The 14,731-nt window shown below is 41.6% G+C and carries 13 protein-coding genes; 2 read left to right on the top strand and 11 right to left on the bottom strand.

The genetic code is table 11. The features are described 5' to 3' along the window. Window positions 1-18 precede the first annotated feature (18 nt). The 3 genes from J2736_RS06665 to J2736_RS06655 all read right to left on the bottom strand — a co-directional run bounded on the left by J2736_RS06665 (window position 19) and on the right by J2736_RS06655 (window position 3,276). Window positions 19-1,314 carry a serine hydrolase domain-containing protein gene (locus tag J2736_RS06665; RefSeq protein WP_310224598.1) on the bottom strand — a complete coding sequence of 432 codons (1,296 nt, stop codon included), beginning with the start codon at window positions 1,312-1,314 and terminating at the stop codon, window positions 19-21. A gap of 76 nt (window positions 1,315-1,390) precedes the next feature. Continuing rightward, a complete protein-coding gene (locus J2736_RS06660; RefSeq protein WP_310225253.1) occupies window positions 1,391-1,684 on the bottom strand; it encodes a helix-turn-helix domain-containing protein in 294 nt (97 codons plus the stop codon). 164 nt (window positions 1,685-1,848) lie between these two features. Beyond that, window positions 1,849-3,276 carry a PAS domain S-box protein gene (locus tag J2736_RS06655; protein WP_310224596.1) on the bottom strand — a complete coding sequence of 476 codons (1,428 nt, stop codon included), beginning with the start codon at window positions 3,274-3,276 and terminating at the stop codon, window positions 1,849-1,851. Window positions 3,277-3,508: 232 nt separating this feature from the next. Here J2736_RS06655 and J2736_RS06650 point away from each other — a divergent pair, with 232 nt between their 5' ends. Together J2736_RS06650 and J2736_RS06645 are read left to right on the top strand one after the other, a co-directional pair. Then, window positions 3,509-4,711 (top strand): MFS transporter, encoded by a 1,203-nt coding sequence (locus tag J2736_RS06650; RefSeq protein WP_397340231.1) that lies wholly within the window; start codon window positions 3,509-3,511, stop codon window positions 4,709-4,711. 17 nt (window positions 4,712-4,728) lie between these two features. After that, the gene (locus J2736_RS06645; protein ID WP_310224592.1) at window positions 4,729-5,829 is read left to right on the top strand and encodes a GerAB/ArcD/ProY family transporter; all 1,101 of its coding nucleotides are present in this window, start codon (window positions 4,729-4,731) and stop codon (window positions 5,827-5,829) included. A gap of 4 nt (window positions 5,830-5,833) precedes the next feature. Here the strand turns inward: J2736_RS06645 and J2736_RS06640 are convergent, their stop codons facing one another. From J2736_RS06640 to J2736_RS06605, 8 genes are all read right to left on the bottom strand, one after another. Next, window positions 5,834-6,064, bottom strand: coding sequence for a hypothetical protein (locus J2736_RS06640; protein ID WP_310224590.1), 231 nt, complete (start codon window positions 6,062-6,064; stop codon window positions 5,834-5,836). 11 nt (window positions 6,065-6,075) lie between these two features. Further along, entirely contained in the window at window positions 6,076-7,227 is a 1,152-nt protein-coding gene (locus J2736_RS06635) for a Ger(x)C family spore germination protein (RefSeq protein WP_310224588.1), read from the bottom strand. Continuing rightward, the gene (locus J2736_RS06630; RefSeq protein ID WP_310224586.1) at window positions 7,224-8,735 is read right to left on the bottom strand and encodes a spore germination protein; all 1,512 of its coding nucleotides are present in this window, start codon (window positions 8,733-8,735) and stop codon (window positions 7,224-7,226) included. Before J2736_RS06630 ends, J2736_RS06635 begins: the two co-directional genes overlap by 4 nt. Window positions 8,736-8,906: 171 nt before the next feature. Further along, window positions 8,907-9,965, bottom strand: coding sequence for an LLM class flavin-dependent oxidoreductase (locus J2736_RS06625; RefSeq protein WP_310224584.1), 1,059 nt, complete (start codon window positions 9,963-9,965; stop codon window positions 8,907-8,909). A 194-nt stretch (window positions 9,966-10,159) separates the two neighbouring features. Continuing rightward, on the bottom strand, window positions 10,160-10,924 hold the full coding sequence (locus J2736_RS06620) for an SDR family NAD(P)-dependent oxidoreductase (RefSeq protein WP_310224582.1): 765 nt from the start codon (window positions 10,922-10,924) through the stop codon (window positions 10,160-10,162). Between the two features lie 28 nt (window positions 10,925-10,952). Then, window positions 10,953-11,720: an SDR family NAD(P)-dependent oxidoreductase gene (locus tag J2736_RS06615; RefSeq protein WP_310224580.1), complete on the bottom strand. Its 768-nt coding sequence runs from the start codon at window positions 11,718-11,720 to the stop codon at window positions 10,953-10,955. 140 nt (window positions 11,721-11,860) lie between these two features. Next, the gene (locus J2736_RS06610) at window positions 11,861-13,855 is read right to left on the bottom strand and encodes an ABC transporter permease (RefSeq protein WP_310224577.1); all 1,995 of its coding nucleotides are present in this window, start codon (window positions 13,853-13,855) and stop codon (window positions 11,861-11,863) included. After that, the gene (locus J2736_RS06605) at window positions 13,845-14,612 is read right to left on the bottom strand and encodes an ABC transporter ATP-binding protein (protein WP_310225251.1); all 768 of its coding nucleotides are present in this window, start codon (window positions 14,610-14,612) and stop codon (window positions 13,845-13,847) included. The genes J2736_RS06610 and J2736_RS06605 overlap by 11 nt, the downstream gene beginning before the upstream one ends. Between the last annotated feature and the right edge of the window lie 119 nt (window positions 14,613-14,731).

Genomic DNA, 14,731 nt, shown 5'->3' with positions numbered 1-14,731 from the left:
CTCTTCAGCTATTTTCATTTACAGTTCAACATTACGCTTCGCAAACCCGAAAAAAGTCCTTTCCCCCTTCTCGTTCTGAGTAATCCGGTAAGGTTGTGTTGTATCCGAATATCTGCGAGCAAAGCTATCTTTCCCAACCGGATAGACCTCAATATGAAGATTGGCCTTGAATCTTACAAAGTATAATTTACCATTCATACATTTTACTTCGATTTTATCTTTTAAGTATACGCCGCAGTAATCTTGAAGCTTACTGTTGTCTATTGGATATTCTTCAAGTTTCGCTGGAACATCGACATCAACATGATGGAGAATATCGGAGATCGCTTTCCCTAATCTATACTGATCGATAGCTGTATTATTAGAAAGAATGATGATACAAATATCTTCATCAAAATAATTTTGCATATACGTGCTCACGCCTAGATGATCTCCACCATGAGTGTATGTGTTTGTGCCATATACAACATGATGCTCTAAGCCATAGCAATAGTTGTTGTGGTTCTCTTCAAATAACCTTGCATAGCTTCGTGGTGATAATATCTTTCGATCCCGCAGACAGATGTACCATTTGTACAAATTATCACAGTTTGAAGCGATAGCACCTGCGCCAACGCTAAATTTTTCATTATGATAGGGACTTTTTATGAATGCATCACAATCTTGTACATAATTTGAAGATTTGTTCTTGATTAGTTTACTTCCATCATCAACAACGCTGTTTGTCATCCCTAAAGGCAAGAATATGTGGTTACGAACATAATCTTCGTACTTCTCTCCAGAAACATGTTCAATCATCCAAGCAAGTAAATTGTAGTTGGCGTTATTGTAATTAAATGTTGTACCAGGTGGATATGCAAGTTCATTCCTAAAATACATAAGGAAGAAATCACTTCGCGAGTAATCCTTTCTGTTATAATCAGCAAAGAAATCACCCTCAAAGTTATAAAAATTAGCTAAACCCGATGTATGTGACAGCAAATGATGTACAGTAATCGACTCGTCAATCTTCAATTCGGCCGGTAGGTACAGATGAGCTCCTTGATCGATGTCCAACACTTGCTTTTCATGAAGAAGTAAAATGGCAAAAGCAGTAAACTGTTTGGATATGGAAGCAAGGGAGAAGCACGAGTTCATTTGATTTCGAATTTCAAATTCAATACTCGCATATCCGTATGCATTTTCAAATAACACTTCTCCTTTTTCGATAACTTGAATAACGCCGTAAAAGTCCCATAATGCCAGATACTTGTCGATATACGCAGCTAGTTTCAAGCCCTTTGCTTGCATAGGATCGCACTCCTTAGTAGCCATTTTTTTCGCCAGTTATAACTTTATTATTTCTTTGCAATTATCATGAAACTGACAACAGATAGAAAAAACCCTTATTTCAAGGGCTTTTGTAATACGTCTGATCATTTAATCGAACTTGTTGGCGATACATTCCTGGATTTAGCCCAAAGCGTTTAAAGAATTGCTGGGTTAGATAGGAGGCGTCGCCTAAACCGCACTGCACTGCTATTTCCGGTAACGTATATTCACTAGTTTCCAGCATTCTTCTAACTTTCTTCATACGAAGCTCGCGAAGCATCTGCATCGGGTTCATATGGAACTTCTCTGCAAAAACGCGATCCAAATAATTGGGATTCAAATGAACGAGTTCCGCTAAAGTCGTTCTTGTTATCTTTTCACCTAGGGCTGTGTGTAAATAGGCAATTACTTTGTCCCTGAGATTAAGTTTAACTGGCTTATAGCTCTATCATCAGGGATTTGAACCGTGAACTCAATTTACAAGTTAATGTATTTCATTGTGTTTTTTCCACTTTTCATCATGTTATCGAAATAAAGTTAAGACTCTATGCTAACTCGCTTTCGTAAAGGCAACTCGATTTCAACTGTTGTTCCCTCATTAAGTTTACTCTGAATAGAAATGTTGCCACCATGATCTTCGACAATTCGCTTGCAGACCATGAGTCCTAAGCCGGTTCCATTTGCTTTCGTCGTGAAAAATGGTTCCCCTAACTGGGTTAACCCATCTTCTGAAATGCCAATACCTTGATCTTTGACGCAAATAACCAGTTCTTGATTGGCATGATTTCTGAATGTGATTTGTATGAATCCACCATTCGCCATGGACTCTATAGCATTTTTCAATACATTGATTAATACTTGTTTAATTTGATCTGGTATGCAGAAGATGGGAGGAAGTACTTGATCGATGCTCATTTGGATTTGAACATTATGCAGGAGGGCGTGTGGTTGTAAAAAGTGAATGACACTTTGAACAAGATCTTCGATCTTACTCTCTATGTAATAATTCAGATGTGGTTTCGCTAGCGTCATAAACTCATTGACGACATAATTGATATGTTCGAGTTCTTCAATCATCACATCAACATAATCGGTATGTTTAGCTTTGAGTAAATGTACAAACCCTTTCAACGAAGTTAAGGGATTGCGGATATCATGTGCGATGCCAGCGGCCAACTGACCAATGAGCGCCAATTTTTCAGATCGAATCATCGCTTCTTCCGACTTTTTACGCTCCGTGAGATCACGAATGACACTTTGCACGACAGGGTATCCCATTTTCTTATAGACATAAATGGAAGATATTTCGACATCGAAAGAAGTACCGTCTAACTTGCGCATCTTTCTCTCTACAAACTCACTGTAACTGTCTAGATCAGCTTTCATGACATGTTGAAGCCGCTCTATAATAACATCCTTATCCGTTGGATAGAAAAATTCAAAAATAGATCTGCCATAAAATTCTTCTGGCGTAGCACCACCAAACAGTTTACAAGCAGCATCATTCACAAATTGGATGACGCCATCCTTATGTAAGCAAATAGCTTCTGGATTTAGCTTGATCAATCTGCTAAACTGTTTTTCTCTATCTAGAAGCTCCTCTTCCGCTTTCTTCTTTTCACTGATGTCCCTCTCAACTCCGACAAATCCAACAATCACGCCTTCCGAATTTCTCACAGGTGAAACCGTAACATTCGCGTAAAAGGTAGCGCCAGCTTTTTTAAGTATAATAGCTTCAAAATCTTTGGTTTGTTCACCATGAAGTATGGTTTGATATAGTCGAAGAGCTTCCTCTTTATGTTCTTCAGGAACCATCGGCAACACTTCCCCGATAACTTCCTCCTTACGCCAGCCGTGCAACTCTTCAAATTGTTTATTGACATCCAACACTGTTCCATTTACATCCACGATGACAATACTATCGGAGGTTAAGTTCATCAAAGAATCGATTAAAAATTCTTTCATTATCATTAGTAACGTCCTCAATTCAAACGAATGTTGTAAGTTTTTATTCGGCTTTTATATAGAAAACCCTTTATTACCCAATTATTATTTAGAAAATTAATAATCTCAACGCGTATACATGCGCCCTCTCCTTAATTTCTTCGAGTAATTCCGTATTTTCTAGGCTATATATGGAAAATATAAACGAATTGATGAAAAGGTAAACACCGTTTGTTCAAGAGGAGGAAGTTGTATAGCCAAGCTATTAAGTGACACTAAAGATCAAAAAAGCGTCTTTCGTCAAGTATTTTGGGCTGCCGGGTTTGGCTGGTTATTTGATGCCATGGATGTTGGTTTATTATCTTTTATCCTGGTTGCACTACGTAAAGAATGGGGATTGACAGCTCAGGAAGCCGGTCTTCTCGGGTCGGTTAATCTAATCGGGATGACCATCGGAGCTGCTTTTGGGGGATACTTAGCCGATAAGATTGGCCGTCGCCCCGTGTTCTTACTCACTTTGGTGTTTTTTGGTGTATTCAGCTTTGGCAGCGCGTTTGCAAGCGGATTCGGGAGTATGTTAATCCTACGATTCTTGATGGGACTTGGACTCGGCGCCGAACTACCGGTAGCTGCTACACTAGTTAACGAATTCGCACCCCCTGATAAAAAAGGGCGTATCGTTGTATTATTGGAAAGTTTCTGGGCGGTAGGATGGATTATAGCTGCTGTACTTTCTTACTTTGTTATCCCGCCATTAGGGTGGCGTGCAGCTGTCATGATCGGTGCTATTCCAGTATTATTTGCATTCTGGGTACGGCGTGCAGTCCCCGAATCACCACAATTCGGCAGGACGAATAACCGCCAAATTAAATTAAAAGCGTTGTTCACAACTTATAAAAGAGAGACCATCGCGCTTTGGGCGGTGTGGTTTGCCATTGCCTTTTCCTATTATGGGATGTTTCTTTGGCTGCCTTCCGTTCTAGTTGACAAAGGTTTCTCAATGATCCAGAGCTTTCGATATGTGCTCTTAATGACACTTTCTCAACTTCCTGGATACTTTGCAGCTGCTTACTTTGTGGAAAAATGGGGACGTAAAACGACCTTATCCCTTTTTCTTATTTCGTCCGGTGGGATGGCAATCGGTTTCGGGCTAAGTCAAAGCATTTCTATGCTTTTAATAACGGGCTCGTTACTGTCCTTTTTTAACTTAGGGGCATGGGGAGCACTGTACGCGTATACGCCTGAGAACTACCCAACTGAAATCAGAGGTGTGGGAAGCGGCTTTGCAGCTGGATTCGGCAGGATCGGTAGCGTGATTGCCCCCTTCTTAGTTGGCGCTTTGGTACAGAAGGATTTGGATTATGCATCGATATTCAGTATTTTCGCAGCAGTTATTGTCTTAGGGAGTGGGATACTGATTATTTTCGGCAAAGAGACCAAAGTTCGGCGATTCTGAAGAGAAGGAGAACATGAATGGAGTCTACTGAAAAAATATCAGGATTTCAACTAAGTTTATTAGTTTTTTCTTTTATTGCGCCAACCTTGGTTCTAGTTGTGCCATCTTTCATGGAAGCGATAGCGAAGCAAGATGCGTGGATGACAATCTTCCCTGCCTTTTTGATTGGTTGTCTACACGTATGGGTGATGCTTACTTTAGCAAAGCGCTATCCAGGTTTGACCATTATTCAATACAGTTCGCAAATCCTGGGTAAATTTTTCGGTAAAATTGTAGGATGCTATCTGCTCTACTACTGGATCAATTTTGATTTTATTATCCTGAATCAACATATTCAGTTTATTAACAGCGTCTTTCTCATGCGAACACCCTCCGTTGTAGTTAGCCTGACGTTAGCTGTGCTATGCGGTATTGCCGTCTACATGGGGATCGAATCCATTGCTAGATGTAATGAATATCTGGCCTTACTTATTTTTGTTTTATTAATACCACTGTTGCTGCTTATGCTCGCCCAATCCAACCCTCAACTGCTCCGTCCTGTGTTGAGTAAGGGAATTGTTCCTGTCCTTCAATCGTCTATTTTCCCCATTGCTTACCTAGGTCAATTTCTAATACTGGGGTGGATTCTTCCATTCTTAAATCAACCAAAGAAAGCAGCTATAGCTTCGTTCACTTCGTTGAGTATTATTTCTGGTCTTTTTTGTATCACTGTGTTACCTCTCATTATGATCTTCGGGCCTTTAACGAGGAAATTAACTTTTCCTATTTTAAGTGTCATTCAATATATTGGGATTAAAGGTAGCTTTGAACGCTTAGAAGCTGTCGCGGTAGCCATTTGGGTAATGGGATGCTTTATTAAAGTTTCGCTCACTTTTTTTATGATTTGTCTAAGTTTAACTCATCTATTCGAAGTGAAAAATTACCGAAACTTTGTTGTGCCTGTTACCATCATTTCCGTGTTAGGATCAATCGCGGTTTTTAACAATTATGCCACCGATTTAAGCAGTTATCTAAAAGAGACGTATCCCAGTTTCGCATTTGCTACACAATTTATACTACCTCTTTCACTACTGATGATCGACACGATAAAAAGGCACTGGAGGCGATCCGTGCCTTAGAAAGTCATTGTTGCAAGATCATTCTACCGAAATGACTATACATGAATCTTGCAGGAACCGTTGAGCTTGGCAAATGAACATGGGCAATCACCAATGCGCCTACGAGTGTGCATATTCCCATCAAACAACTGTAGATGACAGCCATTTTGAACTGTTTATTTTTCAGGAAATGCCATGATTGATAGAATGTCCAACCTAACGTTACTAACACATACACGCCGATTTGAAGGATCATGATTTAAGCTCCTACTTATGAGATTCAAAACTAGAATGAACCATTCCCGCACCATTTACGTTCAGATTAACTTCAACCGCGATATCTACCTCGGGAAAAAGCGTATCCCATTGATCTTTCATCTTGCTCCATTGCTCAGGATATTTCTTATAAATTTCTTGACCAAAACCCACACTATCTACTTTAACTTCCTTTTGAATTTTATCTAAAAATTGCCGAACTTGTTTCTTAGCCGTCGTTTCTAATGCCTGCTGAATGACTTGCATTTCATGGGGATTGTTGATATCCAAAGCGGAATTATTCTCGTCTAAACTTCCTGTACCACTCAGTTGAATCTTATAATGGACAGAATCCTGTTGCATTTGTGTCATTATTTTACTGTCAACGTGATTTAAAACCAAGCCAACTTGCCCATCACCATTGGGTAAATTAGCAGATATAAAGCCTACCTTTAGCTTTCCAGTCACCCACATCTGACCTAACGTATCACTTTCATTTAACATGCCAGTTAGTTTGAGATTTTTAAACAAACCGGTACCCACCACTCTGTATATTTGTTTGTGGGGATCATTCGCATGAGTCTCAGGTTCAATGGCCGCAACGACGGGATGAATCCCTTCACTCCCCAGCAAGAGATAAAAGTCACGCAAGGTTACCGCGACATCTTCTCCCGAAACTTCCATTCCTCTTACTGCCTCTATGGGGACAGGCTTCAAAGGAGAATTCAATTGCAGAATGCTCCTTGCTTCTCCACCTTTTACAATGACAAGATAGGTCTTTAAGCGATTCCTTGGGTCATGTGTAAAAATATCCAATGCATTTTCGATGCCATGCTTTGCTAAACGTTCGCTAAGGAATACAACACTTCGATGCGAATAGAACAAGTGACGCGAACTTTTCTTCTGGAGCAATTGATGCAGTTCATTCCCATACTTTCCTTCAACCGCGATAACGAAAGATTTGTTTGAGCTATTTTTACTGCCCATACTTCCTTCTACGGATGAGGGTATTGCGATTTGAAGGGTACATAGGATATTGCCATCGTCTGTCAAATCTAGGGCAGTCCCCATAACAAATGCAAGATCATTTATTTCTGTACGATCCCAGCAACCGCTGGTCGTAACAAGGACTACGAGAATAATGATATATCTAAATGATCTCATCGATTCCCCCCCGAACGTTTAGCCCATATGGGTATTCGAATTATTACGTCCTTCAAAGCTTGAAGTTTTAATGGTGTAATCGGTGAAAAATAGAGAACCCCGAATGAACGAAGTGAAGTCACATGTAGCATAACACCGAGAAATCCTAGAACTATACCATAGAGCCCTAGTGTCCCCGATAAGAACAACATTGGGAACCGAAGTAAACGGATACCATTCGAAAAACTATATCGAGGAATCGTAAAAGTCGAGATTCCTGTAATCGATACAATAATGACGACCGGAGCAGAAATCAATCCAGCTTGTACCGCTGCTTGACCGATAACTAAGCCCCCAACAATACTTATCGTTGGTCCTATCTGCTTCGGTAGACGAATTCCAGCTTCACGTAACGCTTCAAATATGATTTCCATTAGAAAAGCCTCAATCATCGCAGGAAAAGGAACCGATTCCCTCGATGCAGCAATACTAAGTACTAGATTCGTGGGTACCATTTCCTGATGGAAGGTTGTTATCGCAACATACAGCGGTGGAGCAAATATCGCAAATTGGATAAAAAACAGTCGAATCCATCTAATAAATGTAGCGATTGGCCATCGCACATAATAATCTTCACTGGCCTGGAGTCCTGTCCAGAAGGTCATAGGCACAACAAGTGCAAATGGACTAGTATCCACAAGAATCGCTACTTTACCTTCTAGTAATTCAGCGGCCACCACATCTGGTCGTTCCGTGTTATGCACTTGGGGAAATGGTGAATAAGGTTGATCCTCAATGAATTCTTCAATATAGGCAGAGTCGAGTACGCCGTCCAATTTTATTGGCTTTATTCTTGTTCTCACTTCTTCAACTAAGGTATCCAACGCGATACCCTTTAGATATGTAATCGCTATGCGAGTCCGGGTATGCTCTCCAATGGTTATATATTCGACTTTTAATTTAGTTGTTTTGAGCCTTGACCTTATCAGACTTAGATTGGTTGAAATTTGTTCGATGAACCCATCTCTTGGGCCACGTATAACCTGCTCAGATGTCGCTTCCTCTATACTTCTATGGGTTGTACCAGGAATGCAGACTGTCATCACCTGGTTGGTGCCCGACGTAAGTATAGCAGCATAACCTTCTAAAACTTTTGCAATGATTTCCACCGCTTGGGTAGAGCTCGTCGTTGTTCCGATAGAGAAGATCTCACTTGGTAAATCTCCTGCTCCCTTCGGAATTTGATCCTTTGTTATGCTGATTAACATGGGCTTTATGACATGCTCATCCAACATTTTCATGTCAATCAAGTTATCAATATAAACAATGAGCCATTGTGTGTGGTGATTAGATTCTACCTTACGAAAGACAACGTCAGAACAATCCTGAAAAGCTTTTTTTAAAATGGTTTCGTTCTGCAGAATATCTGATGAAAACTCATTATCCGCTATGTCTTCCTCTAGGTTAATGGTTTTCATTTTCCGAAGATTTTCGTTTTCCTTGGCTTTTCCTCTTTTAAACCATCTCATGAAAGATCCTCCTGATTAACACAATCACTACTATTATGCTAATTTCAGTAAGAACAATGACAAGAACATTCTCCCATTCCATGAAGCTGTCTGAACGGTGCACAACAAAAAGCCGCGCAATGCGCGGCTGTATCAGCGTATGAATAAGTTTTCTAAAATGAGACCCTAGTGTCACGCATTTTTCTTAGCAGCTTCTAATCTGGCTACCTCTTCACGAACACGCGGTGCCACTTCCGTTCCTAAGAGTTCAATGGCTTTCATAACATTCTCATGTGGCATGGTGCCGACAGGCAAATGAAGGAAGAAACGTGAGAAGCCGAGATGCTTGTGCATGTGAATAATTTTATTGGCAACCGTTTCGGGATCTCCAACGTACAATGCCCCTTCTAAGCTGCGCGAAGCATCAAAGTTTCCTCGGGAATAGTGTCCCCAACCACGCTCTCTACCAAAATAATTAAACGATGCCTGTGTGGATGGGAAATACTGATCAACGGCAAGCTCATTCGTTTCTCCAACATAACCAATGGAATGTACAGCTACCTTTAATTTCGCAGGATCATGTCCAGCTCGAGCCGCGGCTTCCTTATAAAGCGGAACAAGCGGAGCAAATTGCAAAGGACTCCCACCAATAATCGCTAATACAAGAGGCAGACCAAGTACGCCAGCTCGAATGACCGATTCCGCGTTACCTCCGCTGCCCAGCCATATGGGCAAAGGTGTCTGAACAGGTCGCGGGTACACACCTAGATTCGTAAAGGCTGGCCGATGCCCCCCCTTCCAAGTTACTTTCTCGGAGTCTCTTAGTTTCAATAATAACTCCAATTTCTCCTCGAAGAGTTCCTCATAATCTTTCAAATCAAACCCAAATAAGGGGAACGCATCGACCATTGATCCTCGACCCGCGATAATCTCAGCGCGACCATTTGAAATGCCATCAAGCGTGGCGAACTGTTGAAACAATCGGACGGGATCTGCAGCAGATAGTACGCTAACCGAACTGGTTAATCGTATATTTTGAGTTCTAGACGCTGCAGCAGCCAGAATGACTGCAGTAGCGGAATCCCCGAATTCTTTACGATGATGCTCGCCGACCCCAAATATATCCAACCCAACCTGATCGGCTAGGACAATTTCCTCTACAACCTCACGCAATCGCTGCGCATGACTCATCGTCTCACCAGTTTGAACATCTGGCATTGTTTCAACAAATGTATCTACACCTATTTCCATACTTAATTCCTCCTACAAGCTAAATAAAATATAATAATATTATTTAATCTAATAGTAGGATATATGGATTCAACCTATTTGTCAACCAATATTAAGTCGCCGCATCATCGCAACGCGTATGAAAAGTAATGGAGTAAACGAAAAGAGGAGCTGCTGGTAAGCAACTCCTCTTTGAAATAATTGTTGGTGCTCCACTACCAAGCTGAAGCTCCACCGTCAACTGCGAAGTTGGCCCCTGTGATGTAAGACGCTCTGTCCGAAGCGACAAATGCCGCGAGCTCAACCAGCTCCTCAGGCTGACCGAAGCGTTTCAGCAGCGTCTTCTTCGTAATGGCGTTGCGAGCCTCTTGATTGTCGCCAAGATCGCGATCGCTGGCGGGTGTCAAGAATGGCCCTGGACTAATGGCCACTGCACGGATGCCATGCTGTGCACCTTCAAGCGCGAATTGCCGCGTCATGGCGATGACGCCGGCTTTCGCCGCGCAATGCCCAACCATCGGCGGTGTCTCTCCAGCGATCATACCTGCCAATGAGGCAACGTTGATGATAACACCGCCACCGCGCTTAACCAGATGCGGCCACGCATATTTGGACACAAAGAAAGGTATATCGAGTTCGCCGGCAATCGTCGCCCGCCAATCTTCAATCGAGAATTCGGGCATGGGACCGAAGCGTTGTACGGCTGCATTGTTGTAGACTACGTCAAGTCCGCCATAGACAGCAACACTATCCTCAACCATCTTCCGAACTTGTTCGGGGTCAGTAAGATTAATAGGCGCGAGTCCTGCCATTTCACCACCGGTGCGGCGTACGAGTTCGATCGTCTCATTATTGGCATCAACATTTATGTCGCAGCCAATAACCTTTGCACCTTCTCGTACAAAGGTAAGTGCCGCGGATCGACCCAATCCGCCGCCTGTGCCGGTAATTAATACGATTTTATTATCAAGTATTCCCATAAGTGCCTCCTAGATTAGATATATAGTTTTATCGGTAAATAGGAGCGCCTAATGGTGCCGAACGTGCTCCACCATCGACCGTGATTTCTGCGCCCTGTACAAACGAAGATTCATCGGAAGCGAGGAATAAAGCAACATTAGCAATTTCCACTGGATCGCCCATTCGATTAAGCGGTATTGATCGCGCTTGTGAATCTACCAGTTTTGCCGTTTCTTCAGGTGTAGCCTTATTCCATATCGCTGTACGGGTTGCCCCAGGTACCACCGTGTTTACACGTATTCCCCGTGGCGACAATTCAGATACCATAACTCTGGCCATGCTGCTAATGGCACCCTTACTCGCCGCATAGGCGGATCTTCCCTGAGCACCATCTGTTGCACGCGTAGAGCCAGTCAAGATGATAGAAGCTCCTTCCTTTAGATGATGCAGAGCAGCTTGTACTGTGAAGAATACGCCAGTTACATTAATCTTTAGTACCTCCTCGAAAACCGAAAACTCGGTACTGCCTAAAGGCGTAGCAGAGGCTATACCAGCATTCGCGTAAACAATATCCAGCCTGTTAAAGGCCGTGATAATTTGAGATACCGCATGTACCATGCTTGCTGGATCAGATGCATCGGCCTGAATCGCAAGGACATTGCTTCCTAGTTCCTCTGCCACCGAATCTAACGTAGTTTGGTTACGGCCTGTAATTGCCACCTTTGCACCTTCTGCCAAGAACAGTTTGGTGGCAGTCAAACCGATCCCACTATTGCCACCTGTTATTAAAGCAACTTTGCCATCAAGTTTTCCCATGTGTCTACTCCTTTTCTGATTCGAAACATTCACCGAATGATGTCACATTGATATGCCCCATCTTCGTATATCCTGCCTTCTCAGGACTTATAATCCCCTATTCAAGCCCGTATATAACTCATTCTATTTCCCTATAATTGCTATGACTTTACGATACTTTTGTAACCTGAATAAGTCGTATAGAAATAGCCCCCGTACACAATTACAACGATGAAAGCAAGCATGGCAGCGGATGAGCTCATCGCGCTTCTGTTATGAAATTCAAAAAAATCATTCATCACTTTAACACCGACAATACTGTGCATAACAGCTACAACAAATGGCAGGAAAAAATAGAGAAACGTTTGTCGAAAGATCGTCTGATTGATCATGCCTTCAGTTGCTCCTATCTTTCTTAACATACGATATCTCTCCACACTCTCATTCGCTTCCACCAGTTGCTGGAGCGCTAACACGACTGCACTAGCCAATAGAAATACAAGCCCAATATAGACACCTAAGAATGTAAGGAAGATAGACACCCCATATATGAGCATTTGCGATTGTTCATCTGTAAATCCTCGGATCTCCCCGAACCTCGTAAAGGAAGTATTAAATAAATCCGTATATTTGGCTTTGAATTGTTTCGTTATCTCCCCTTGAGGTTCAATGTCTAACCCTCTAGCACTTAGCGATAACCCCTCGGTATAGCGATCAGGAACGATGAAATACAAAAACATAGGATCATCAGGTGTATTGAGAATATTCTCCGCAACAGCCTCTTGGTTCACAACACGGAAATTCATTTGCTTGAGAACAAGAGTCTTTTCGTTTTTCAAAAACCTTTTAAAACCCTCACTAAACATCCCGTAATTAGACACAACTAACACTTCGCTATCGGTTAATTGAATCGGATTGTGTGCCTTTAATGCTCTGATTCGATTGTAATCGGATAGTTTCACGACAGTTATGTCTCGGTTCAACATGATATCATCTTTATTTCGAGCCTCATCCAAGTAGCTGCCCGTAAGCGTCTTGAGCTTGGCATCAAGGAAATACATATTAAAGAATACATACTTCTCGTTATTGTCAAAGTGAACGTTCAATTGCGCCATTGCAGCTTGTATATTCGGTATTTCTGCATATTTTTCGATATAGCCCGTTGATGCCGATGCGGCAAATGGGGCTAATCCTTTCGCACTTTGATCTAAGTTCGCTTTGTAATTAAGGACCACGAATAACGATAGCATCGTTATGAACAGCATCAGCGAGATCATGGTTACAGAAATAAAATTAGTGTTAATTTTATTATGAATCTGACGGAGTACGAAGATATTCAACTTATTCAAGTAAAAGGAACGATTCTTTTGCAACACATACAGAATGAAGCCGCCTAAGCCAAAAAACAACAATAATGTACCAATAACACCGAGGATCAGACTAAAAATAAATGGCGATTGTGTTGGATCAAAGCCAACATGTATCACCGTTTGATAGGCATATGCCAATACCCCCGCGGCTACTAGAAAGATCACAATCGACACACTGACATGTTTGATCTTCAGCACTTCATTTTTCTTCGCCGCATTCAATAGGTCAATTAACTTCACCTTAGACACAATGATATGATTGAACAAGATAACCGAAATGAATATCATGCCGAAGTACAGACAAGTTTTGAGCATTGCTGCATAAGAGATTACGAATCGATAGGAACTCTGATCCACATTAAACAATTCAGCGATTAGTTTGGATGACCCCTGGGATACTACGATGCCAAGTATGAGTCCGATTCCCAGAGATAGGCAACCAATTAAGAACGTTTCTACCACGAGGATGTAAGAAATTTTTCTTCTTTTCATCCCTAACGTCATATAAATGCCCAGTTCTTTTTTACGTTTTTTGATCAAGAAGTTATTCGCGTATAGAATTAAGCCACCAAGTATGAACGAGACACCTACAGAGATGATAGAAATAATGCCGGCAATGCGCTTCAAATAATCGAGCGAGCTTTGATTCATATCCAGAACAGCTTGCTGAGCTTCAAGCGAATTAAAGCTATAAAAGATGCAGACAGCAAAGGATAACGTCAAAAAGTAAATCAAATAGTCTTTGAAGCTCCTTTTTACACTGTTTCGAGCCAATTTAAAATACATCGTCGACGTCTCCTCCTAATAGGCTGATGACCTCAATAATGCGATTGAAAAATGCTTTCCTGGAAAGCGTTCCACGGATGAGTTCGTTAAACAGTTTGCCATCCTTGATGAAAAGAATGCGATGCGCATAGCTTGCCGTTAAAGCATCATGGGTGACCATCAAGATCGTCGCGTGTAGCTCTCGGTTCAGTTTCTCGAACGAATCAAGCAACAGTTTAGCTGATTTAGAATCTAACGCGCCCGTGGGCTCATCAGCCAAAATTAAAGAAGGAGACGTCACGATCGCTCTGGCGGATGCCACACGCTGCTTCTGACCGCCGGACATTTGGTAAGGGTATTTCTTAAGCACGTTAACAATGTCCAATTTTGCTGCAATATCGTTGATTAACAGGTCGATTTCTTTTGGATGAACACCTTTAATTGTCAAAGCCAGTGCAATATTCTCATAGGCCGTCAACGTATCCAATAAATTAAAATCTTGAAAAATAAATCCTAATTCATTAACACGAAAGGTATCTAAATCCTTTGCTTTTAAGCTTGTAATATCTTGGTTATTAATATAAATATGACCTGTTGTGACCGTATCGATGGTCGATATACAATTCAGTAATGTCGTTTTTCCGCTGCCAGAAGCACCCATCACGCCAATAAATTCACCTTTTTGTACTTTGAAACTAATATTGTCGACAGCTTTCGTTACGCTGGATTTATTTCCATAATACTTTTCAATCTTTTCCACATTTAAAATCGCTTCCATGGTGATATCCTCCTCCGATTCGTCCCTAACTCTATTCTCGTCACTGAGCATCCCTTTAAACCAGTACATGCTTTACCCTTGTATCCTCCTTCGTAATATGACTTTATTATAGACAGCCT

Origin of the sequence: Paenibacillus qinlingensis (genome assembly GCF_031455095.1) — a bacterium.
Lineage (GTDB): Bacteria > Bacillota > Bacilli > Paenibacillales > NBRC-103111 > Paenibacillus_E > Paenibacillus_E qinlingensis_A.
The sequence above is the reverse complement of the archived record's forward strand: the minus strand, read 5'-3'. Positions and strand labels throughout refer to the sequence as shown.

Coding starts and splice junctions, on each gene's coding strand:
- J2736_RS06615 (WP_310224580.1), bottom strand. CDS start 11,720: ATGGGAAAACTTGATGGCAAAGTTGCTTTAATAACAGGTGGCAATAGT.
- J2736_RS06635 (WP_310224588.1), bottom strand. CDS start 7,227: ATGAGATCATTTAGATATATCATTATTCTCGTAGTCCTTGTTACGACC.
- J2736_RS06655 (WP_310224596.1), bottom strand. CDS start 3,276: ATGAAAGAATTTTTAATCGATTCTTTGATGAACTTAACCTCCGATAGT.
- J2736_RS06610 (WP_310224577.1), bottom strand. CDS start 13,855: ATGTATTTTAAATTGGCTCGAAACAGTGTAAAAAGGAGCTTCAAAGAC.
- J2736_RS06625 (WP_310224584.1), bottom strand. CDS start 9,965: ATGGAAATAGGTGTAGATACATTTGTTGAAACAATGCCAGATGTTCAA.
- J2736_RS06605 (WP_310225251.1), bottom strand. CDS start 14,612: ATGGAAGCGATTTTAAATGTGGAAAAGATTGAAAAGTATTATGGAAAT.
- J2736_RS06640 (WP_310224590.1), bottom strand. CDS start 6,064: ATGATCCTTCAAATCGGCGTGTATGTGTTAGTAACGTTAGGTTGGACA.
- J2736_RS06645 (WP_310224592.1), top strand. CDS start 4,729: ATGGAGTCTACTGAAAAAATATCAGGATTTCAACTAAGTTTATTAGTT.
- J2736_RS06630 (WP_310224586.1), bottom strand. CDS start 8,735: ATGAGATGGTTTAAAAGAGGAAAAGCCAAGGAAAACGAAAATCTTCGG.
- J2736_RS06620 (WP_310224582.1), bottom strand. CDS start 10,924: ATGGGAATACTTGATAATAAAATCGTATTAATTACCGGCACAGGCGGC.
- J2736_RS06665 (WP_310224598.1), bottom strand. CDS start 1,314: ATGGCTACTAAGGAGTGCGATCCTATGCAAGCAAAGGGCTTGAAACTA.